This is a genomic window from Winogradskyella sp. SM1960 (assembly GCF_020179375.1).
Lineage (GTDB): Bacteria > Bacteroidota > Bacteroidia > Flavobacteriales > Flavobacteriaceae > Winogradskyella > Winogradskyella marina.
On the sequence record NZ_JAICBG010000002.1, the window covers coordinates 574149 to 598496 of the forward strand.

Annotated in this window: 18 protein-coding genes; 11 read left to right on the forward strand and 7 right to left on the reverse strand. The window is 32.7% G+C overall.

What is annotated here, in order from left to right:
- Positions 1-559 precede the first annotated feature (559 nt).
- Positions 560-1744, reverse strand: a complete 1185-nt coding sequence (locus K1X16_RS08395) for a hypothetical protein (protein WP_225035758.1) — start codon at positions 1742-1744, stop codon at positions 560-562.
- 544 nt (positions 1745-2288) lie between these two features.
- Between K1X16_RS08395 and K1X16_RS08400 the strand changes: the two genes are divergently transcribed.
- The 5 genes from K1X16_RS08400 to K1X16_RS08420 all read left to right on the forward strand — a co-directional run bounded on the left by K1X16_RS08400 (position 2289) and on the right by K1X16_RS08420 (position 7056).
- Entirely contained in the window at positions 2289-3974 is a 1686-nt protein-coding gene (locus K1X16_RS08400; RefSeq protein ID WP_225035759.1) for an RluA family pseudouridine synthase, read from the forward strand.
- A gap of 182 nt (positions 3975-4156) precedes the next feature.
- Positions 4157-4696: a bifunctional pyr operon transcriptional regulator/uracil phosphoribosyltransferase PyrR gene (gene pyrR, locus K1X16_RS08405; protein WP_195871825.1), complete on the forward strand. Its 540-nt coding sequence runs from the start codon at positions 4157-4159 to the stop codon at positions 4694-4696.
- A 105-nt stretch (positions 4697-4801) separates the two neighbouring features.
- Positions 4802-5731: an aspartate carbamoyltransferase catalytic subunit gene (locus tag K1X16_RS08410; protein ID WP_195871826.1), complete on the forward strand. Its 930-nt coding sequence runs from the start codon at positions 4802-4804 to the stop codon at positions 5729-5731.
- 3 nt (positions 5732-5734) lie between these two features.
- Positions 5735-6067 carry a ribonuclease Z gene (locus K1X16_RS08415; RefSeq protein ID WP_195871827.1) on the forward strand — a complete coding sequence of 111 codons (333 nt, stop codon included), beginning with the start codon at positions 5735-5737 and terminating at the stop codon, positions 6065-6067.
- Between the two features lie 80 nt (positions 6068-6147).
- Positions 6148-7056, forward strand: a complete 909-nt coding sequence (locus K1X16_RS08420) for a ribonuclease Z (RefSeq protein ID WP_195871828.1) — start codon at positions 6148-6150, stop codon at positions 7054-7056.
- Here K1X16_RS08420 and K1X16_RS08425 read toward each other — a convergent pair.
- Positions 7043-7474, reverse strand: a complete 432-nt coding sequence (locus K1X16_RS08425; protein WP_225035760.1) for a hypothetical protein — start codon at positions 7472-7474, stop codon at positions 7043-7045. The two genes, K1X16_RS08420 and K1X16_RS08425, sit on opposite strands and share 14 nt — an antisense overlap.
- An 82-nt stretch (positions 7475-7556) precedes the next feature.
- Between K1X16_RS08425 and pdxH the strand changes: the two genes are divergently transcribed.
- Entirely contained in the window at positions 7557-8204 is a 648-nt protein-coding gene (gene pdxH / locus K1X16_RS08430) for a pyridoxamine 5'-phosphate oxidase (RefSeq protein ID WP_195871830.1), read from the forward strand.
- A gap of 363 nt (positions 8205-8567) precedes the next feature.
- Positions 8568-9065 (forward strand): CAP domain-containing protein, encoded by a 498-nt coding sequence (locus K1X16_RS08435; RefSeq protein WP_195871831.1) that lies wholly within the window; start codon positions 8568-8570, stop codon positions 9063-9065.
- A gap of 788 nt (positions 9066-9853) precedes the next feature.
- Here K1X16_RS08435 and K1X16_RS08440 read toward each other — a convergent pair.
- The 3 genes from K1X16_RS08440 to K1X16_RS08450 are packed head-to-tail and all read right to left on the reverse strand — an operon-like array spanning position 9854 to position 18174.
- Complete coding sequence (locus tag K1X16_RS08440; RefSeq protein ID WP_195871832.1) at positions 9854-11767, reverse strand: OmpA family protein; 1914 nt, start codon at positions 11765-11767, stop codon at positions 9854-9856.
- A gap of 12 nt (positions 11768-11779) precedes the next feature.
- Positions 11780-12715, reverse strand: coding sequence for a type IX secretion system membrane protein PorP/SprF (locus tag K1X16_RS08445; RefSeq protein WP_195871833.1), 936 nt, complete (start codon positions 12713-12715; stop codon positions 11780-11782).
- Between the two features lie 14 nt (positions 12716-12729).
- A complete protein-coding gene (locus K1X16_RS08450; RefSeq protein WP_225035761.1) occupies positions 12730-18174 on the reverse strand; it encodes a DUF6923 family protein in 5445 nt (1814 codons plus the stop codon).
- 578 nt (positions 18175-18752) lie between these two features.
- Between K1X16_RS08450 and K1X16_RS08455 the strand changes: the two genes are divergently transcribed.
- The 4 genes from K1X16_RS08455 to K1X16_RS08470 all read left to right on the forward strand — a co-directional run bounded on the left by K1X16_RS08455 (position 18753) and on the right by K1X16_RS08470 (position 22836).
- On the forward strand, positions 18753-19241 hold the full coding sequence (locus K1X16_RS08455) for a SixA phosphatase family protein (RefSeq protein ID WP_225035762.1): 489 nt from the start codon (positions 18753-18755) through the stop codon (positions 19239-19241).
- Positions 19238-21292: a polyphosphate kinase 1 gene (gene ppk1, locus K1X16_RS08460; protein ID WP_195871836.1), complete on the forward strand. Its 2055-nt coding sequence runs from the start codon at positions 19238-19240 to the stop codon at positions 21290-21292. Before K1X16_RS08455 ends, ppk1 begins: the two co-directional genes overlap by 4 nt.
- A 2-nt stretch (positions 21293-21294) precedes the next feature.
- Positions 21295-22200 (forward strand): Ppx/GppA phosphatase family protein, encoded by a 906-nt coding sequence (locus K1X16_RS08465; RefSeq protein WP_225035763.1) that lies wholly within the window; start codon positions 21295-21297, stop codon positions 22198-22200.
- A gap of 105 nt (positions 22201-22305) precedes the next feature.
- Positions 22306-22836: a porin family protein gene (locus K1X16_RS08470; protein ID WP_225035764.1), complete on the forward strand. Its 531-nt coding sequence runs from the start codon at positions 22306-22308 to the stop codon at positions 22834-22836.
- Positions 22837-22920: 84 nt separating this feature from the next.
- On the opposite strand, the gene K1X16_RS08475 is transcribed toward K1X16_RS08470, so the two are convergent.
- Entirely contained in the window at positions 22921-23502 is a 582-nt protein-coding gene (locus K1X16_RS08475) for a tRNA-(ms[2]io[6]A)-hydroxylase (RefSeq protein ID WP_225035765.1), read from the reverse strand.
- A 136-nt stretch (positions 23503-23638) separates the two neighbouring features.
- On the reverse strand, positions 23639-24223 hold the full coding sequence (locus K1X16_RS08480) for a hypothetical protein (protein ID WP_225035766.1): 585 nt from the start codon (positions 24221-24223) through the stop codon (positions 23639-23641).
- Between the last annotated feature and the right edge of the window lie 125 nt (positions 24224-24348).

Below are 24348 nucleotides of genomic sequence, written 5' to 3' on the forward strand. Positions count from 1 at the left end.
ATCTAAAATAACACGAAATAGCTTTTATTTTGTCATTTATGATCTTCAATGTTGCACACCTGTCTTATGATGTTGTACTCAAGATAAACTAGAAAATGTATTGTTATGCCTATGTAGGCTGGCAAACCTTTGGGGTCAGTGAAGCTAATCCAATTCCGTAATTTGTATCATAATTTTAAGAAATGTATACTCCGTTGATACTTCGTATGTAATTTATGCGCTGTTAGGGTTGGTGTTTTTTTACTAATTTTAAGGTGCATTATAGCTTGTGGATTCCTGCCTACGCAGGAATGACAAACGGCACTGCTTCATTTTAGTCTTAATTTTCTTATCCTATGGTCGTGGTTTTACCGACGATTGTAATCGTTTTAAACTTAGTTAACTATTAAAATTTGTAATCAACCAACAGTAATGGTTTTTACCAACATCGCCAATCAAGTTAATTCTTTTACCATCAAAACAGTCATTCGACTGGATTTAAGATAAACTTTGGCAAGAATCAATAAAAAACGGCCTGAAAAATAATTTTCCAGACCGTTCTATTCAATTTATGGTGCTTCTAACTTCGTTGTGTATTGTAAGAACTAATGATATCTTTTAGTTTTAACTTTAGATCTTCACCAGTGTCATAGACCATTTGTTCATCACTCGGAAATTGTAGTTGCCTTTGACTGACTAAGATTCTATCATCTTTATTTAAAGCACGTTTATCACCTTTATAACGTGCAAATACATTTTCAAAAACAAAACCACTATCTATAGTAAACGTATCTATAATTTGGTTCTGCTTTAAATCCGTATAAACAACATTTGCAATAACTTGAGAAGATTTAGTTTGTACAATTTCTGTAAGTCGCGCTTTTACGTTTATAATTTTATCAACTTTAATGTCGTTACCAAGGCTGTCTTTTCTAACATTTCCTGCACGATCTAATACATATTCCCAACCATCAATAACTTCTTGTTCGCGCACTATTTGACGTTCGTTAATACGTTCTGGTGAAATGTTTATTTGCTTTAATTGCAATTGCATGGCATAATCGTAATTGATAGTTTCTGCCGCATTAGAATGGTAGCTTGTCCAAAACTGATTTAAGCCATACGTATTAAAATCTAACAAATCTGCCTCTAACTGCTGCGGAATAATTTGTTTAGTTTCATTAACTATAGACACATTTATGTAATCTGTTCCTTTTTGGTGTGCCTCTGTCATTAGACTTCTGGTCTCTTCAAAATTTGGATTAATTTGTTCTATATAACTAAAGATATCATAAGCTTCACGTGCATTATATTTGTCTTTAGAATCTAAAAGCGCAATACCTTGTCCGATTAAATAATCTGAAGTTTTGTATCTGTAATCTATAATCTCATCACTGTAATCATTAAATTTTAACTGTAATGTTTTTCCGTTGATCTGCAAAGGTAGCACACGTTTTATGGCGTTTTGTCTGTTTTCTAAATCAATATAGGTATCATAAATAGTTTTGTATTGCTCAGGATTACCATCTTTTTTAAGGTGTGAAATCGTCTGAAGATCTTGATCTAAAACTTTATAATACGCTTCTTCCAGCATTACAATATAATCTTGCTTGCGGTTTTTATCCTTATTATTTTCTAATTTTTCTAAAGCCTCTGAAATAGCATGGTCGTAATTTCCATGACTAATAGCGGTTTCAATTTGTTTTTTGGCACTACAAGATACGAGTACCGAAACGAGAACTGTTAATAGTAGAAATCTTTTCATAATCTTGTGTTTTTTTAGTGAGACTTTATTTTACAAACCTCTTTTTTGAGGTGAAGTAAAATATTTAGTTGAACGTATCCCAAATTTAAATTGGGAACGCATTTGTTTTAGCATTTCCAATTATAATGCCAAAGTTAAAAACTTTTGTTAAATCACGTGGTTTTTAAAGCATTAGAAAAACGACCAAGACAACTTTTTTAATAAGACTCTTGATGCTAAATTATTACCGTGAATTTCATATCAAATAAAAGACTGCTAATTTTTAATAGAAATTCCGCTGGAGTAAAACAATAGCATAATTCCTAAGATATCACTCCTCTGGAGTTTAAGTTTACCTCAAACAGTTTTATTATTAATATTTGGCTCCTCTGGAGCTTTAAATACGACAAATTTGAATTCAGGTTATTGATTTAAAAACAATTTCAGTTAATCATGTCGGAGATGTAATATAGAAGGTATTGAATACAGAATAACATAAATACAGATTTAATAGAACTGACGATTAGAATATATTTTCGTTCCTTTGCAAATCAATAAAAAGCGCATGTTTTATACAGAAAACGGTTGTTTTCATCCTATAGCAATTAAGCCTTCGGAATCGCTTCCGGAGCAATTTACGTTTCCGTTTTATTACACACCACATCCACTTTGTATTGTGGCTGCAGAAGAGCTAAAAACCTACCTAAAAACTCAAACAGATTTTGAACATAATTTTGGTTTAGATAACACTAAAGAAGGTTTAGAAATCGGAAAAATGTTTGGTGTGATGATTGTTAAAACAGTTGAAGGACAACTCGGTTATATTGCAGCGTTCTCTGGAAAAATAGCAGAGCGTAACCATATAGAAGGATTTGTGCCACCAATTTTTGATACCTTAGACAAAAACGGATTCTACAAACAGAATGAAGCCCATTTAAATACGCTTACAGCACAAATTGAAAGCTTAGAACAACAGCCTGCATTAGAAAAAGCCAAAATAGATTTAAAGCAAACGCAACTAGAGTCGGTTAAAACACTTGATGATTTTAAAAGAAATTCAAAAGCAGAAAAGTTAAAACGAAAACAACGTCGAATAGATGCAGAGATCCAGCTCAATGCAACTGATAAAGCCTTGCTTTTTGAAACATTGAAACAACAAAGTATTCAAAATAATATTGACCTAAAATATTTAAAATTAAAGCTTGCTGACAATATTAAAACGGCCGAAGCTCATTTAGCAGAATTACTGCAACCTATAAAAAAAATAAAACAAGAACGAAAATCACGATCTGCACGTTTACAAAAGCAAATCCATGAGCAGTATAGGTTTTTAAATGCAAAAGGTGAAACAAAAGATGTCATAGCTATTTTTGAGACTACAGATTTAGGACAGCCACCAGCAGCTGCAGGCGAATGTGCTGCGCCAAAATTATTTCAATATGCTTATGAAAACAATTTAGAACCCATTGCTATGGCTGAGTTTTGGTGGGGAATTTCACCAAATACAGAAGTGCGTCGTCATGGACAATTTTATCCGTCGTGTCGTGGACGTTGCGAACCTATTTTGGGTCATATGATGAAAGGTTTAAATGTAGAGCCTAATCCCATTGAAACTGCCGGAGTTTTTAAAGGGGAATTAGAAATAATTTATGAAGATGATGCCCTTTTAGTACTCAATAAACCACACGAATTTTTATCTGTACCTGGCAAAACCATTAAAGATTCCGTTTTAACCAGAATGCAAGCGTATTTGCCAGATGCAACAGGACCTTTATTGTTACATCGTTTAGATATGTCGACCTCTGGTTTATTGGTCGTTGCTAAAAATGAGAGAACACATAAGCATCTTCAAAAACAGTTTATAAATCGAACGGTTAAAAAACGTTATGTGGCTGTTTTAGATGGGGTTTTAGAAACAGAGGAAGGTATTATTGATCTTCCACTTCGCGTAGATTTAAACAATAGGCCAAGACAGTTGGTTTGTGATGAGCATGGAAAAAAAGCAACGACAAAGTACGAAGTTGTTGCCGTTAAGGATCATAAAACCCGAATTCATTTTTATCCAATTTCAGGCAGAACACATCAACTAAGAGTTCACGCAGCGCATCGCAAAGGGTTAAATACACCTATTGTTGGTGACGATTTATATGGTAGGCTTGCCGACCGATTACACCTTCATGCAGAATATTTAAGTTTTGAACACCCTATAGAACAAAAATGGGTTAGTTTTAGTTGCGATGCACCATTTTAGAGAAGAGAAAGGATTTTAAAAAGTAACTCACAATGTCTAAAAGAGCAAAATAAATCTGAAATTAAAAGAATAAATTTCGATTTTAAGTCTGCTTTAATTTATTCAATTGGCTTTACTATAAAAGCTATTGCAAACCACAAATTTTATCCTAACTTTGTAAGCCAACAATGCTTGGGAATTTTATGAGTCACAAAGTACTACTTAACTCTAAAGAAGTCAATATTATCCTTCATAGATTGGCTTGTCAACTCATTGAAAATCATGATGATTTCTCTGAAACCGTCTTAATCGGAATTCAGCCAAGAGGAAAATATTTAGCGGATAGATTAGCGCAAATTCTTACTGAAGATTATAAGATTAAGAACATTCAACTTGGGCATTTAGATATCACTTTTTTTAGAGACGACTTTAGAAGAGGAGATAAACCATTAGAAGCCAATACCACTAGTATAGATTTTATTGTAGAAGACAAAAACGTTGTTTTTATCGACGATGTTTTATATACAGGTCGTAGTATTAGATCTGCACTAACTGCAATTCAATCTTTTGGACGACCGAAAGACATCGAATTATTAACCTTAATCGATAGACGCTTTAGCAGACATTTACCAATTCAGCCTAATTATAGAGGAAGACAAGTTGATGCCATTGATAAGCAAAAGGTTATAGTGAAGTGGGTTGAAAATGAAGGCGAAGATGCTGTGTATTTGGTGGATAAATAAGAAAATATGAAGTTGAACTTGAAATTGAAGTTGAACTTGAAAAAACAAAATATATAAAGTGAATTTGCTAAAGGCGACAAGCTAATAGCTAAAAGCGAATAAAAGATGAGCGAATTAAGTGTCAATCACTTATTAGGAATTAAATATCTGAACAAACAAGATATTGACCTTATTTTTGAAACTGCAGATCAGTTTAAAGAAGTGATAAATAGGCCTATTAAAAAAGTGCCATCGCTTAGAGATATCACTATTGCAAATCTATTTTTTGAAAACTCTACACGTACCAAATTATCTTTTGAGTTAGCAGAAAAACGATTGTCTGCGGATGTTATTAATTTTTCGGCATCGCAATCGTCCGTTAAAAAAGGCGAAACATTAATAGATACGGTTAATAATATCTTATCGATGAAAGTGGATATGGTGGTAATGCGTCATCCTAATCCAGGAGCAGGTGTGTTTCTTTCAAAACATGTTAACGCAAGTATTATTAATGCAGGAGATGGTGCACATGAGCATCCAACACAAGCCTTATTAGATTCGTATTCCATTAGAGAAAAACTGGGTAGTGTAAAAGGAAAAAATGTGGTTATTGTTGGAGATATTTTACATAGTCGTGTTGCACTTTCAAATATATATGCTTTACAATTACAAGGTGCTAATGTTATGGTTTGTGGACCAAAAACTTTATTGCCAAAATACATTAAAGATTTAGGCGTAAAAGTAGAAACCAACTTAAAAAAAGCACTTCAATGGTGCGATGTTGCTAATATGCTCAGAGTTCAGAATGAGCGCATGGATATTAGTTATTTTCCTTCAACAAGAGAATACACACAACAATTCGGAGTTAATAAAGAACTATTAGATAGCTTAGATAAAGAGATTGTAATTATGCATCCTGGACCAATAAATAGAGGTGTAGAAATTACTAGTGATGTTGCCGATTCTAAGCAAGCCATTATCTTAAATCAAGTAGAAAATGGCGTTGCAGTTAGGATGGCAGTAATTTATTTGTTAGCTTCTAAAATTAAACAATAAGATATGATTATAGATAAAAACGGTAACACAACCATAATTACGCAAGAACAGATTTCAATTGTTGAATTAGTAAAAAAAATTGAAGCCGATTACGAGACCTATAAAAACACACATCTTGTCGTTAACCTGACGAGCTTAAGTCAAATTTCAAAAGAAGAGATTGTTGAGTTTTTACGTGTGAATAAAACGCATCGTAATGATAATAAATCATTTGTATTGGTTTCTGGTAAAGTAGATTTAAACGAGGTACCAGATGAAATCGCTGTTGTACCAACCTTACAAGAAGCTTTCGATATTATTGAAATGGAAGATATTGAGCGCGATTTAGACTTCTAAAAACAATGTTTGTTGTTTAGTTGTTTGTCGTATAGTTGTTTCGACTTAGCAACAAACAACTCAACGACTAACAGAAACCAATGAAATTAACAATTCTCGGCTGTCACAGTGCAACACCAAGCATTAATGCGAATCCTACGGCTCAAGTTTTAGAGATTAAAAACAATATGTTTTTAATAGATTGTGGTGAAGGAACGCAAGTAGAGTTAAGACGAAATAAGATTAAGTTTTCGAGAATTAAGCATATTTTTATTTCTCACCTTCATGGCGACCATTACTTTGGACTCGTAGGCTTGGTAAACACATTTAGCCTTTTAACACGCGAAACAGAACTTCATATTTATGCACCAAAAGGCTTAAAGGAAGTGATATTGCTTCAAATGAAATTATCTGCGAGTTGGACACAGTATCCGTTAATTTTTCATGAATTGAGTTCTGACGCATCAGAATTAATTTACGAAGACGATAAAGTTGAGGTTTATACCATTCCATTAAAACACAGAGTTTATACTAATGGATTTCTTTTTAAAGAGAAGGAAAATGAACGAAAAATAGATATTAATTTAGTTACTGAAGCTAATATCGATAAAGCGTATTTCAGAAAATTAAAACAAGGCTTCGATGTAGAAAATGAAGATGGTGTTTTAATTAATAACAAAAAAGTAACTAAAGATCCTAAGCCTGCAAAAAGTTATGCGTATTGTAGCGATACTATTTATAATGAAGATATAATTCCTATAATAAAAGACTCAACTGTTTTATATCACGAATCGACATTTTTAGATAAAAACGAAGCGCTTTGCATTCCAACAAAACACAGTACAGCAAAACAAGCAGCAACTATAGCCAAGAAAGCCAATGTTGAAACCTTAATTTTAGGACATTATTCTACCCGTTATAATGGTTATAATGATTTTAAAACTGAAGCGAAAACTGTTTTTAATAATGTGTTATTATCTAAAGATGGTAAGACTTTTAATTTTGATTAGCCTCAGTTTTAAATTCTTTTAAATTCATTATCCACTCAATAGCTTCTTCTAAATTACTACAACGTTTTAGGCTTTTTTCAAAAAATTGTTTCTCTAAAGAGGCATTGAGGTAACTAAAGTCTGAGTATGTCACAATAGCAGAAGCAATAAATATATCATAATCACTATTAAATTCTTTCCAAAGCTGTGGATCAAATGAATACGAGTTATAGCGGTTAGCAATATAACCTAATTTAGCATCTTTAGTAATGTAATCACTAAATTTGGAAATTAATTCACTAGCAATATGATAATCTACGTGAGTACCTTCGTTAAATTCAGATAGTATAAAATGTTTGGTCTTGAAAATGGTGCCAAAGGAAAATTCTACTTTTTTATATTCTAATTCCTTAGAATAATTACTGTCTTCAAACTTCATTTATATATTTTAATCCTTAAATTTATAGTGAAAATTGTTATTGAAAAAATTAAAGAAGCAAAAAAGCTAAAATTAGTATATAATGAATGCAGACTTAGGTGATTATAGAAAGTCCTACGAAAAAGGAGAATTGTTATTAAGTAACGTTCCAGAAAATCCTATTGAGTTATTCCGAAATTGGTTTATAGAAGTTGATACATATTTTAATGTTGAAGAAACTAACGCCATGACAATTTCTACCATTGGCTTAGATGGATATCCAAAGAGTAGAGTAGTGCTGCTTAAAAAATATACGCACGAAGGTTTTATTTTTTACACCAATTATGATAGTGAAAAAGGAAAAGCCATATTAGAAAACCCAAATGTGTGCTTATCATTTTTTTGGCATTCGGCAGAACGACAAATTATAATTAAAGGTAAGGCTGAAAAGATTTCAGAAAACTTAAGTGATGGGTATTTTGAATCGCGACCAAGAGGAAGTCAGTTAGGAGCTGTTGTGTCTAATCAAAGTGAAGTGGTAGAGAACAGAGAAGCATTAGAAACAAAACTCAAAGATTTAGAACTGAAATGTGAAGGTAAAGCGATAGAGCGCCCTAAAAATTGGGGTGGTTTTATGATTAAACCTGTAGAACTAGAGTTCTGGCAAGGTAGACCCAACCGACTTCACGATAGAATCCGCTACCAACTTCAAGAGGATTACAATTGGAAAATTGAGCGTTTGGCTCCGTAGTTTTAATCGTCTTTGCATGAATTTTTGAGTTGTGTTCTTATCAATTTACTTAATAACTTAATTTTTGTTTAATCTTTAATTTGAGTCGTTGAGTTGTTGCGTAATTTGTACTAGCCGTTATGACCTAAAATCACATCATAACTTAATGCTTAATTATCCATTTATTCATCACTTTAAAATACCGATTAAATGCATTTATCGGATGATGAAAAGCGCAATTTTACATTTTAATAGTGTGTTTTACCGATGATTTACATAAAATACCGACAAAATGTATGTATTTCATCGAATATTTAAAGATTTTCTTTTTTATTAAAAAGTAGGTGTCTAATTTAGAACTCCCAAACCTAATTAACCTACATTATGAAAGCAGTTAAACTCCTACCAATTATTGCTCTTATTGCCCTTTTTAGTTTTACTTCTTGTGCTAAAGATACTATAGAAGAAGACGTTGCAAACTCAATTGAAGTCCCAGTTGCACCTATAGCCAAAACAATAGAAATCGAAATTATGGAACTCATTAATGACTATAGAATTAATGAAGGTTTAAATCCATTACATAATCATGAAACGGTTAAAGCTGTGGCATTTACACATACAGATTATATGATTGAAGCGAATAGTGTTTCTCACGATAACTTCTTTTTAAGAAAGCAAAGTTTACAAGCTAATGCAGATGCCTATGTGGTAACAGAAAATGTGGCTTATGGCTTTAGTTCAGCTGAGGCTGTTGTAAATGCATGGTTAGCTAGTCCGAGTCATAAGGACAATATTGATGGCGATTATACAGATTTTGATGTTTCTGCAGAGCAGAACAGTGCAGGAAAGTGGTATTTTACTAATATATTTATTAAGCGATAATTAGTAGCTTATTTTTTACGATCTATTTAAAGGTTTAGAATTCTTCAATGCCATTAAATATTTATACGTATTAAAAACCAATGAGAGCATTGGGTCTTTTTAAATTCTCTGAGAAATCGCAGCATTGAGAATAACATCAATGCCTAAAAATAAAATGCAAAAGCTAGTCGGTAAGGCTAGCTTTTTTTTGTAAACCACTTTAACTTTTATTAAGAGGTTTTATTGTTAAAAAGAACAGACTCAGGGCATACTTGTTTTCTGTTCCTAGTGGAAAGAGTAACATTATGCTGTTCATATATTTTGCTTTTATTTAAAACTAAAACTTCAATGAGGTTGTCAATTTTAGGTAATAACTGAAAGTTTTAAGCGATGCTCATTTCCAGACATAAATTGCCGTAACAGAATGCTTTGATGTTTATAACCTATTAAAGACACCACTAATGTATCGTGTATTAAAGCTTTAGATAAATCGAAAATTTATGTGCCATCTGTATTGCTATATGTATCGCTATTTTTACCATTTAAAACTAAATTAGCACAAGGCAAGGTTGTCTTGAGTAAGGCTGTCTGTAATTATTCCTTTTAGCGTTTGCGCGTAGGAGGTAAGATTAAATAGAAGGACTGTAAAGGTTTTAAGTAATGCTTTAAAAAATACACACATACAGAATTAAGGGTTTAAAATTGATCTTTTTAATCTTATTCGTTTACGACTATTAAGAAACCAGAACTAACAAAAAAAAGCAAGCCTTTTAGAGCTTGCTTTTCAATTTGGTTTGTTATCTTTTAAATTAACGATTAATAATATAGAAGTATGATCGTCTGTTTAATTGATGCTCTTCTTCTGAACATTTTACGCCATTAGAACATTCATTTAAAAGTTGCGATTCACCATAGCCAATAGCGCTAACTATTCTGCTAGCATCGATACCTCTAGAAATAATATAATCTCTTGTCGATTTTGCACGTCTATCAGATAACTTCATGTTATACTTATCTCGACCTCTACTATCAGTATGAGATTCAATTTTTATAACCATTTCTGAATGTTTGCGCAATACATCTACAATATTCTCTAATTCATATTCGGCATCCGTTCTAATATTCGATTTGTCAAAATCAAAGTAAATAGGATTAATAACAATTTGATTATCTTTAAGTAAAGGAGTCAACGTTAAGTCTAACGTGTTCGTTTTTTCATTTTCGTTACTTGTAGTAACTGTTCCTTTGTCGTTTTTGTAATCTGGTTTGCTACCTAAGATGGTATAGGTTTGATCGCATTCTACATCAAATATATAGACACCATCTTCTTGAGTTGTAGTTTCTTCAATAATTTTACCTGTTTCATCAATGAGTTGAACGGTAACATCACTTAATATAATATCAGTTCTCGCTTCTCTAACAACACCTGTAATTTGTTGGTTACATTCTGTAATGCTAAAGCTGTAAATATCATCGCCTCCTTTACCTTCTGGTCTATTGGACGAGAAATATCCTTTTTCAGTATCGTTATCTATAAAGTAAGCAAAATCATCATAACCACTATTAAAAGGTGCTCCAATATTTACAGGATCTGTAGTTGCTTCACCAGTTAAGATATTGGATTTAAAAATATCTAATAAGCCTAAGTTTAAATGCCCATCTGAAGAAAAGTAAAAGGTATTGTCTTTACTTATAAAAGGAAACATTTCACGACCTTCAGTGTTAATGTCTTCACCTAAATTTACAGGTGTACCATATGTTCCATCATCGTTTATTTCAACGGAATAGATATCTGTTTGACCAAATCCTCCTTCGCGATCAGATACAAAGTATAATGTTTTATTATCTCTACTTAAAGCTGGGTGACCTGTTGAGAAATAGTCATCATTAAAAGGTAAACTTTTAATATCAGTCCATTGTTCTCCGACTAAGGTGGCTTTATAAATTTGAAGGTGTGTTGTTCCTTCTTTATCGTATTTTAATCGATTTCGTTTATTCGTATTGTCGCGAGTAAAATACATGGTTTTGCCATCGTTAGTTATAGCAATGGATGCCTCATGATAGTCTGTGTTTATGTCGTCTGCATTAATTAGAGCAGGCGAACCATAAGATTGATGACCTTCGTCTTCATCTTTAATTTCAATTTGATAGATATCTAGAAACGGTTCTTTGTTCCAGCTATAAACTTTGTTGTCATCACTTCTGCTTGAAGCAATATAGAGCGTGTTACCATGTACATAAGAACCAAAATCTGAATTTTCAGAGTTAAATTCTAAATTTTCTATGCTCACAATAATGTCATCATTTTTCGAAGTAAGTTTATCGAATAAATCAGTTTCATCAGGATCATAACCTTTTAACCTACTGTCGCCTTGTTGTGCTTCACTAAGTTTTTTGAACCACACATCAGCTTCTTCATAGTTTCCAACACTTCTCAATGATTGAATATATTTGTAGATGTATTCGGCCTCAATATTTTTATGTTCAGCTAATGCTTTACCATACCAATAAACGGCTTTTTCTGAATTAGAATTATTATAGTAAGCATCACCTAAACGTGTTAACACATGTGCATCACTTTTGCCTTTTTCAACCGCTTTTTCATATAATTCAATGGCTTTTACGTAACCATAATTCTCAAAGAATTTATCGGCCAATTTCGTTTGGGCAAATGCAAACGAACTACTTAAAATTATAACGAGCGCTAATATTTTGATTTTCATAATAAGGGCTTTTTAGAAATATCTTGGCGATTTAATACGTTTACTTTTAAAGACTTCAAACATTAATAATACTTCGTGAGTACCACTTGTGTAAGGTCTAATATCTGAAAGGGGATACTCGTAAGCATAACCAATTCTTAACTGTTTTGACACCTGGAAATCTGCAATACCACCAAGAGCAGCTGCATTTTGATTCACTCTATAGGCTCCACCTAACCAAAGTTTTTCATGGAATAGAAAGTTTGCCGAAATATCGAAAGATAAAGGCGCACCATTAGTAGCTTTTAAAAGTGCAGATGGTTTAAGTTTAGTATTTTCACTAAGGTCAAAAACATAGCCACCCGTAAAGTAATAACTAATACGCTCTAGGGCCACATAATCTGCTGAGCCACTTCCTCCATTGTTGTAATCTGTGTTTAGAATTCTCGGTGCAGATAATCCTAAATACCACTTATTGGAATGTAAATATAAACCAGCTCCAAAATTAGGACTCCAACGATTAGATACATCGTTAAAGAATGGATCGTTTACAACCGAAGGATCACTGAGTAATTCTTCATCTAGGCTATAATGTGTAAAACCACCTTTTATTCCAAACGCTAATTTTACGGTCTCACTCGCTTTAACTGTGTATGAATAATCTGCGTATAGGTATGAAAAATTTTCATAACCTAACTTGTCATTGATAAAGGAAATTCCTAAACCCATGTTTTCGTTACGCAGTGGCGTGTGAACGGATAATGTTTGCGTTTCTGGACCACCTTCTAGGCCAACCCATTGACTTCTATGTAAGCCAACGATACTAAGTGTTTCTCTACTTCCAGCGTAAGCAGGATTAATAGAAATCGTATTAAACATGTACTGCGTAAACTGAGGTAGCTGCTGAGAAAAGGCAGTAGAAACACTCAAAAAAAGTACTGTAATACTTATGATTTTTGATAACTTCATCGGTTAAGTTTTAATTAATTTGTAGCTACGTAGATAGGTCCTGCAAAAGGATCTAAACCACTATTCTTTAAGTTAATAATATAATAATATGTACCTGTTGGGACTTTACCAGAACTTCCTATTGAAGAACCGTGAGCTTCACCATTCCAATCGTTTTGGTAATTATTAGATTTATAAATTTCAGCACCCCAACGATTAAATATTTGTAGTTCAATTACAAACCCACAATCTTCTACACCTGTTAAAGTAAAGAATTCATTATAGGCATCACCATTGGCTGTTACTGATTTAGAGATCACAACATTTTCCTCTCCACAAGCTAACACAACACAATCATCGTCTAAAGTTACAGTAACGACTGCTTCAGATGGACAAGCCCCTTCTGAAATAGAGTACATAAATGTATAGACACCAACTTCTGCAGATGTAGGATCAAAGAAACTTCCATCAATAGTGGCATCACCTGAAACGACACTCCATGTACCATTCATATCAAAGTCACCAGATAATAAGTTGAATAAATCTAATTCTGAATCTAGAATACATAGATTAGTATCCATCGTTTCGATGATATTACTTGTTTCTACTGTAATAGTTTGTGTGTATACGGCTTGGTTGCCACAATCATCTGTAACTGTCCAAGTTCTTGTAATTGTGTAATCATCAAAATCATTGGTTTGATTAGATTCTTCATTAAAGGATACATCCATATCATTTGAACATGAATCTTCGAATGATAAACTAGGCACTTCAGGAATGTCGTCACAAGTCACTACGATTGTATCTTCATATTCATTTAACAGTGTTGGTGCTGTAGTATCTTGAACCGTAATAATTTGAGTATGTACCGTTTCATTTTCACAACTGTCTGTTGCAGTCCATGTACGCACAATACTATAATCACCCATACAAGATCCCTCTGTAATTTCTTCTTCAAATACAACTTCTGCAGTACCACAACTATCAGTAGCAGTTAATGTTTCTGCTGTTGGAACAGCGTCACACTCTGCAGTTATATCAGCTGGTAATGTTTCATTAAACATTGGTGCGGTTGTGTCTTGAACAGTAATGGTTTGTACAACTGTTGTTGTATTATCACAATCATCAGTTAAAGACCATGTTCTTGAAATAACAGATGCACCAGGACAAGTTCCATCTTCAACACTATCGGTGTAGGTCGCTTCAAGATCAGAAGCACAGTTGTCTGATTCATCAGTTACATCACCTGTAATAGTTAGGTCTGTAACATCAACATCACATTCAATTGTGATATCAGCAGGCACGCTAAAAGTAGGTGCTGTTGTATCTTGAACAGTTATAGTTTGAACAAATGTTGTTGTATTATCACAATCATCAGTTAAAGACCACGTTCTTGAAATGATTGAAGATCCAGGGCAAGTTCCGTCTGCAACACTATCGGTAAAGATAGCATCAAGATCAGAAGCACAGTTATCTGATTCGTCAGTAACATCTCCAGTAATTGTTAAGTCTGTAGGATCAACATCACATTCTATTGTGATATCAGCAGGTCCACTAAAAGTAGGTGCTGTTGTATCTTGCACAGTAATGGTTTGAACATACGTTGTCGTATTATCACAATCATCAATTAAAGACCACGTTCTAGAAATGATTGAAGATCCAGGACAAGTTCCGTCTGCAACACTATCTGTAAATGTAGCCTTAAGATCGGTAGAGCAATTATCTGATTCGTCATTGACATAACCAGTAATTGATAAGTCTGTAACATCTACATCACATTCAATTGTAATATCATCTGGTACTGAAAATTCTGGTGCGATGGTGTCGTTTACAATTATTAATTGTGTGCATTCTGCACTGTTTAGAATTGTAGTTTCATCTTCGTCACGTACACCATTGCTGTTTGTATCTTCATATGATGTAATAGTGTAAGTACGTGTAATAGTTTGTTCGCAAGTTCCTTGATCACTACTATTTTGAGCTGTAATTTCAATAAGTCCACATGCATTATCTCCTATAATTCCATCAGCATTACCTAAGGCTTCAAAAGCTTCAATTGTATAAGATGTTTCTGAAGGTACTTCACTGTAACAAGCTACGGTAGTGTCTTCAAATGTAGGACACGTTACCTCAAATTCACAGCATATTGCGGCATCGCCAGATAAGGTAATGGTGTTACATAAATTAGCATCTTGTATTTCAATATTGTAATCTTCAGTGCCAGATATAGCATCAGAAGTCCAAGTAAAAGTATCATCATCATTAGTAGCCCAAGTACCAGGTTGGCCATTTCCAATTGCTGTAAAAGGTGCCGTTCCTGTAAATGTAGCAACCACAGTGTAAGTTGTGCCGTCTTCAGAGCATTCTAAGGTTTCCGCAGATATTAAGGTAATATCATCTGTAAAGTTAACTGTTACCGCTAATCTTTCTAAACTTTCACAACTATTGCTAGTCGTTTGTGTTCCATAATAAGTGTTTCCATCAATTAACTCTTCAGAAGAATCTAAAGGAGATGTGTCTGTTTCACTTGCATACCATTGAATATTTGTACCAGTAGCACTTAAGTCTGCTATAGTAGGTTCACTAGATTCACAAAACTCTTGAACACTATTACCTGTTGGAGTTGTTGTTGTGTTTAGGCTAACAGTAATGGTTGCAGGAGTAGACGTAACACCAATCATATCTGTTATAGTATACTCTATAGAGGTTCCGGAAAAGCTAGGAAGTGCCTCAAACAATACAACACCTTGGTTGTTGACAGAAAATGTTCCTTCATTCGGAATAGTTACCGAAGTGCTAGGTAGCGATGTTATCGGATCTATTAACTCTACAGCTGTTATATCTATATCATAAGTACCGGCAGAATCATTGTTTAAAACACTAATTTCTATTTCTGTATCATCAGAGGTAATACATAAAGTATCATCAACGGCAACAGGAGTAATTATTTGAGAAGGACAACGAGCACCATCTCCAGGTAATACATCTATTAATTGGTTATATGGTGTTGCAGCTAAATTTCCTGTGTGTGGTTCTTCTATTCTATAGATATTTCCTGAAGCATTATTTGCAATGAACATGTTTCCAAGAGCATCCATATATGCCGTACCAAATTGGTTGGTTGTTTCAGAACTTAATCCAGTTACTAATCCAAGATCGTCAACTGTGTTACTAGTAATATTAAAACGTAACAACTTTCTATCATTTGTGCTTGTTACAAAATATATATTGCCATCTATTGGGCTAAAAGTAATGTCATTAACCGTTGTTGGATAATTTAATAACGTTGATGCCGTTAAATAGTTAGGACTAGAAGGGTTTAAGTCTATAGAAACAAATTTATCTAATCCGTGTAAAACTAAAAGGCCATTTTCATTGATATCTCCAGAGCTGTAATCTCCAACAGTAAATGGTCCTACAATTGGAAGGAATTCTACATTTGCTGACGCATCAATTTTTACAATATTGTTAGTGAACTGTTGTATACCATAAATATTATTATCTAGAACATTATAACCAATCGCGTTAACAAATTGTGATTCATTAGTGTTTTCAATTAATGGCGCTTTAATTAATGTTTGTTCATGAGTTACTAAATTATATGAATATAGTCCAGACACAAAATCACCTTCACTATTTCTTTCATTAACAATAATATAAGCAAAACCATCCTCACAATCAAAAGGAGTATTGAGGCACTCGGCAGGTGATGAGCCTGTTAAATCAAGCGATCCACATTTGTCAGATATTGTAATATTATAATCTTCTACCGTACTTTCAATAGGACTAGAAACCCAAGTGGTTGTTCCATCACCATTATCTGTGAATATACCTGACTGACCATCTCCTGAAGCTGTAAATGGCGCTGTACCAGTAAAAGTGGCTTCTATCGTATATAAAGTTCCATGAACAACTATGCAACTTGCCTCTTGTGGGTTTAATAATGAAATTTCATCACTGAAGTTAACAGTAACAGCAAGTCTATCTAAACTTTCACATCCATCACTACTTGTTTGTGAGGCATAATAAGTTGTACCTTCAGTTAAAGCCGTATTAGAGTTTAATGGAGTATTACTGTTTTCATCAGCATACCACATAATATTACTTCCAGTGGCATTTAAATCTGAAATTGTAGAATTATTAGCTTCACAGAATTCTTGATTTGAAGAACCTGTTGGTGCTGCGGTTTCGTTTAAACTAATGGTAATAACACCTGGATTAGAGACGTGTCCTAAAACATCTGAAATTGTGTATTGTACTGATGTACCAGAAAAAGTCTGTAATGCTGTAAACGTTACCTCACCATTTGTACCTAAAGTAAAAGTTCCTTGTCCTGGAATAGTCACAGTATTGGCAGGAAGTGTCGTACTAGGATCTAAGAGTTGAACTGATGCGATATCTAAAGCATAAGTTCCTTCTGAGTCATTAGCAGCAATATTAAGTGTGATTTCTGTTGTATCTGAAGTAATACAAATATCATCAGCAATAGCCATTGGTTTAGTCGGTTGGGTAGGGCATCGTGCACCATCACCTGGACTAACACCTGGTAAATTACTGTAAAACGCAGCAGTTAAACCACCTAAATGTGGAGTATTTATTTTATAAGTATTACCAGAAGAATTATTTGCAACATACATATTACCTAAAGTATCCATATAGGCTGTTCCAAAAGAATTTGTTGATTCTGATTCTAACCCTGAAACTTGACCAAGAGTCGATATTGTATTTGTTGTGGTATCAAACTTTAATAAGCTTCTAGAGCTATTACTCGTTAAAATATACAGGTTATTGTCAATAGGGCTAAAAGCCATATCGTTACTAACAACAAAATGTTGTAACACTATATTGGCAACTAAATAATTTGGACTTGTTGGATTTAAGTCTATAGTTACAAATCGTCCTTGTCCGTATAAATATAAAATACCATTTTCATCGATATCACCAGAAGGATAATTACTACCTGTTAAACCAGTTACAGTTAAAAGTTCTATATCACCATTATTATCAATTTTAACAACTTTGTTACTGCCTTGTAAAAAACCATATAAGTAATTGTCTACAACGTTATAACCAATAGCATTGATAAATTGAGATGTTGTTGTATCTGAAATAAGGGGATCTTTGATCTCGGAAAGCGAATTAGTAGACAAGTCAAATGAGTAAAGACCTGTCACGTTTCCATTACCACTACCTACGTTTGTTAATATATAACCAAAACCATCAGCACAACTAAAAGCCATGTTCGCTTTACCTCTAAGGCTTTGTTGTAAGTCATTATATTTCGATTCAGAGACATAACGTGCATTGGTTAACTCTAAATCCTCAGATGGAACTTGTTTGTTTTTGGTTGCGTTTTGATTTTTTGTAACCAAAACTTGACCATATGAGCTAAAACTCACCATACTTAACGTAATGGCAAACACCAAGGACATTACCAGTCTACTCGGTGTTATTAATTTGGGGTTGTAAAAATGTTTCATTCTAAACGTTTTTAAGTAAATCAGGTTATGATTGCTTTAAAATTTGATTTTGTATTTTTTAATTATGAAATCGCTTTGATACATACAACTATATAATGGGTTGTAATAGGTATTAAGGAATTCGTTTGAAAAAATATTGATAAAAATAATAGGTCTGGAAAAGGTTGAATTAATCATCATAAAAGCGCCGTTAAATAAACGGATCACTTGATTTTGAATAATTGTATAGGAGAGGATGTTATTCCCGTAGGTTTGTCCATTCATTCCTGTATTTCTTTCTATTTCCATGACATTTAAATTAAAAATGATGTCGTAAACTTTTTAGATACAAACTAACATATCTATTGTTTAAATGGGTTATTAAAATATTTAGAGGGAAGGGGTTTTTGGTAACAAAATACCAAAACATGGATTTAATAATATATTTTTTAGTTTGGGGTCTTTTACATTAATTTTACATGACAAATTAAACTATAACAACACTGATAAACAAAAATTTATGTTAAAGGGGCAATATACTCGTCAAAACGGACATATGCAACCTTTCATCGAAAAAAAACGTATTTAATCGAGTTAAAATGAAAAAACTAATTATAATAAGGCATGGTAAATCGTCCTGGGAACATGATGTAACGGATAGAAATAGGCCGTTAAAAACGAGGGGTGAAAACGATTCTAGACTGGTTGTCAGGGAGTTATATAGGAAAGGTGATGTTCCGTGTAAGTTGTTCTCGAGTCCTGCAAACAGGGCACTTAGTACTTGTAAGATTTTTACCGCATTTCTGGAAATTTCTGAAAGCGAAATAATTATTTCTGAAGACCTATATGATTTTGATGGAAAAAATGTAATTAACTTTATTAAAAATTTACCAAACGAATATGAAAAGGTTATGATTTTTGGTCATAATCATGCTTTAACATCAATTTCTAATATATTTGGTGACACATTTATAGATAATCTTCCTACAAGCGGTTTAGTAAAACTTACTTTTGATATTGATGATTGGAAAGATCTAAAACAAGGAACCACAGAATTTATAATAATCCCAAAGGATTTAAGAGAATGACAAAAGACAAAAACATTTATATAAATAGAGAATTAAGTTGGTTAAAATTTAACGAGCGTGTATTGCAAGAAGCTGCAGATAAAAATGTACCTCTTATTGAACGGTTACGTTTTTTAGGAATTTTCTCTAATAATTTAGATGAGTTTTTTAAAGTTAGATATGCTACTGTAAAACGAATTTATGAAGCTGGCAAAGGTGGTAAATCCGAATTAGGAGGTATTACGGCAGGTGTTCTTTTAGAAGAAATAACGCAAATCGTAATCGCACAACAAAGCTACAGTTTAGAGATTTTAGATGAGATAGATTTAGAGCTTAAAAATGAAAATATATACGTCATCAATGAAACTGAAATTGACAGTTATCATCATGATTTTATAAAAAACTATTTCTACCAAGAAATTAGTCCTGCTCTTGTGGTTATAATGCTTAACGAAGATGTTGCACTACCAGAACTCATGGACATTTCGGCTTATTTAACAGTAAAAATGACAAATTCAGATGGAAAGGACCAAGTGGCATTGGTAGAAATTTCATCAGATATGGATCGTTTTGTAGTGCTACCGAGTAAAAACGGTAACAACTATATTATTATGGTGGATGATATTTTAAGATATTGTTTAGACGATATTTTTAATATTTTTAAATATGATAGTATTAGTGCTCACATGATTAAAATTACTAGAGATGGTGAGTTAGATTTTGATAGCGATTTAAGTAAGAGTTTTATAGAAAAACTATCCGATAGTGTTAAAGATAGACAAAGTGGAGCACCTGTTCGCTTTGTCTATGATATGAGTATTAGTAAAGACACTTTAAGTTTTTTACTGAAACACATGTCTATTGATGAAAAAGAAAGTATAATTCCGGGAGGTAGATATCATAACCGAAGAGATTATATGAGTTTTCCAAGTTTAGGGAGAACGGATTTACTCTATGATAAAATTAGACCACTTCCTGTAAAAGGACTTAGTTTAGAAGAGAGTATTTTTAAAACCATTGCTAAAAAAGATTACTTGGTTTATACACCTTACCACACCTTTTCATATATCGTTAAATTTTTAAGGGAGGCTGCTTTAGATCCAAAAGTAAAAACTATAAAAATTACTATTTATAGATTAGCTCAAATCTCTCATGTTGCAAGTTCCTTAATTAATGCTGCTAAAAACGGTAAAAAGGTAACGGTTTCGATAGAGCTTAGAGCGCGTTTTGATGAAGCTGCAAATATTAATTATGCAGAACAAATGCAAGATGAAGGTATTAAAATGCTCTTTGGTGTAACGGGGTTAAAAGTGCATTGTAAAATGTGTGTTATTGAACGTGAAGAAAAGGATAAACTCGTAAGATATGGTTTTATAAGTACAGGGAATTTTAACGAGTCTACAGCAAAAATTTACACGGATTTTACCTTAATGACCTCAAATTCAAAAATCTTAAAAGAAGTCAATAAAGTATTTGATTTTTTTGAAGTCAATTATAAAGTGAATCGATACAAGCACCTTATTACGTCGCCACATTATACCAAATCTAAGTTATTTGCATTAATTGATAATGAAATAGAAAGTGCCCAAAACGGTAAGCCTGCTTATATTAAACTTAAAATGAATAGTATAAGCAGCTATAAAATGATTGATAAGCTATATGAAGCAAGTCGGGCTGGTGTAAAAATTCAAATGATTGTTAGAGGGCTATGTTGTTTGGTGCCAGGTGTAAAGGGGATGAGTGAAAATATAGAAATTATAAGTATTATAGATAAATTCCTAGAACATACACGTTTGTATATATTTTCAAATAAAAATAATCCGAAAATCTACATTTCTTCAGCAGATTGGATGACCAGAAATATAGATAATAGAGTAGAGGTTAGTTGCCCAATTTATGATGAAGATATCAAAGTTGAGCTACAACATTTATTTGATATTTGTTGGAATGACAATGTAAAAGCACGTGTCATTAATGAAAACCAGGATAATACCTATCGCAGAAACGACAATCCTAAAGTAAGATCGCAATTTGATACGTATAAGTATTACTTAAATAAATTAGAAATATAATTATGCTAAAAATACAGAAGTTTGCAGCTATTGATATTGGATCTAATGCCGTAAGGTTACTAATTTCAAATATTATAGAACAAGATGATGAACCTACAATCTTTAAAAAGAACTCGTTAGTTCGTGTTCCAATTCGATTAGGCGCAGATGTATTTCTAAAAGGTGAAATATCTGAATATAATCAGGAGCGAATGTTAGATACCATGAAAGCGTTTAGTCTTATAATTAAATCCCATGGTGTGTCTCGTTACAAAGCCTGTGCAACATCTGCCATGCGAGAAGCTAAAAATAGCGAGTCTTTATCACAGAAAATCTTTGAAACTTGTGGTATTAATATAGAAATAATTGATGGTGAAGAAGAAGCTACTATCATTGCAGCAACCGATTTGCAATCCTTTATAAATCCAAATAGAACATACCTTTATGTAGATGTTGGAGGGGGAAGTACTGAGTTTTCTATAATACACAATGGTGATAAAAAATTGTCTAAATCATTTAAAATCGGAACCGTAAGATTATTAAATGATATTGTTAAGAACGAAACTTGGTTAGAAGTAGAACGTTGGATTAAAGACCATACCAAACAATATGATAAAATAGAGTTGATAGGATCTGGTGGTAACATTAATAAGATTTTTAAGATTTCAGGTAAAAGTGTTGGTAAACCGTTAACCTACTTCTATTTAACAAGCTATTATAAAACACTTCAAAATTACTCGTATGAAGAGCGTATTACAAAGCTAAATCTAAATCAAGATAGAGCAGATGTAATTATTCCTGCAACCAGAATTTACTTGTCTGCAATGAAATGGAGTGGTGCAAAAGATGTTTATGTGCCCAAAATTGGACTATCAGATGGTATTATAAAAAGTATGTATTTTGAAACAGTTTCGAGTATTACGATTTAATTTTTGCTGATAAATATTCCATTTGTCCGATTTTTCACTAGATAGACCTATTAATTGATTGTAGGTTTAATATTTACTTATATTAGTCGTCTCAAATTGAAAATTATGAAAAAACACTTATTTGCCCTACTATTCATTTCCTTTACGTCTATTGTAATGTCTCAAGATATTTTATACGGAGTAAGAGGAGCGTTAAATGTCTCTAATCTAGATTTTGATCCAGATGCTGATTTTGAAAACAAACACAGAAATGGTTTTGCCTTTGCTGGTTTTGCGGATTTTAATTTATCAGATAATTTATCCTTATTAACAGAGTTACAATGGTCTGCTGAAGGAGCAAAAGAAAGAAATCTTAGAGCAGATTACCTTAAATTGCCTATCCTGCTTAGATTTTCAATATCAGATAATATGTTGTTAGGAGTTGGTCCTCAGGTTGCTTTAAAAACATGGGAATATGAAGATGCCTTCTCAACATTTGTATTTTCTGGTGTTGCTGGTTTAGAGTATATGATTACTGATGAGTTGTTCTTAGATGCAAGATATTATTACGGAGTTACAAATATTCTTGAAGAAGACTTAACAGATATAGAAGCTAAAAACCATGTGATTCAATTTGGTTTTGGAATCAAATTATAAAACGGAATTACTTTAAATAATATAGAAGCCTTAACAGATGTTGAGGCTTTTTTGTCGCAGATATTTTAATTGGTAGTAATAATATTAGCCATGAATAGTTTCCTTATTACCTAAATCTCTCATTATTTCAGCTTCATAATCTAAAAGTGCTTCCCATTTTTGGTCAACTTCAGTTCTGTCACCATATTGTCTGGCGAAATTTAAAAACATGGTGTAATGACCAGCTTCACTAATCATAAGTTTACGATAGAATTTAGCTAATTTTTTATCCTCTAATTCTTCAGATAACAATCTAAAACGTTCACAACTTCGAGCTTCAATTAAGGCTGCATATAATAATCGGTGAATTAATTGTGTAGTTCTACTTCCTCCTTTGGGAAAGAACTTTATTAGTGCAATGACATATTCATCTTTACGATCTCTACCAAGTGTCCAGCCTTTTTCTAAAATCCGGTCGTGTACCATTTTAAAATGGCTCATTTCTTCATTTACCAGTTCTACCATTTCTTGTACGAGTTCTGTGTATTCAGGGAAGCCTACAATTAATGAAATCGCTGTACTGGCTGCCTTTTGCTCACAATACGCATGATCGGTTAAAATATCTTCAATATTCTTTTCAACAATATTGACCCATCTTGGATCGGTTGGTAATTTTAGTCCTAACATGTTTTGAATAATTAAGTTATTTAGAGATTGAGTTATTGAAAAAAAATGTCACATTGAGCGCAGTCAAAATACGAATAAAAACGAGGTTTAAAATGTCTTAGACTCCGCTCAGACTGACATTTTATATGAATTGTATTTAATTCACATCAACTTGAACAATATTCGATTTTCCGTTTTCCTTAATATACATGGTATGGAAAGCATACTTATCTGTTTCAGGAATAGCATGAACAATATCAATTAAAACCATATTTGTATACGTTGGGTCGTCATTAACTTGAATGGACTTTAAAACTGCCAATTTATCAAAATTATATAAATGAGAACCAGCAACTAAGTTGTCAGTGTATTTAAAGTCTTTATTTACCTTTTGTTTATCGAAACTTTCATTATAAATTTCTTTATCATTTTTAGTTACACTAACATCAAATTTGAAATTTCTATAATACGTTTGGTAATTGATGGTGTCTTTTATTTTTGATAACAGAACGGCATTAGACATATCAGAATAGGTCTTAATTTTTACGCGATAACCGTTGCTCATTATGGTGTCGACCTCATGTTCCATATAGTTTTTCGGAATATAAACATTGGTTTCAAAATTGACTGTTTTTTTGAATTTTTCAATGCTATCTGATAAGGCCTGACCTTGTGTTTTTCTACCATCACAGCTTGTAAAAGCTATAATACTTACAATTAAAAGGCCTAGGAAATGTTTCATATGCTTGAATTTTAAATCAAGGTATTTATTGGTTCTTTCTTCTATCTCTTATGCTCAATACCATTGAAATACTATAAGGTCACTAGATGAAGCAATCTTCTAAAATCCAGTATCAAACGGATCTG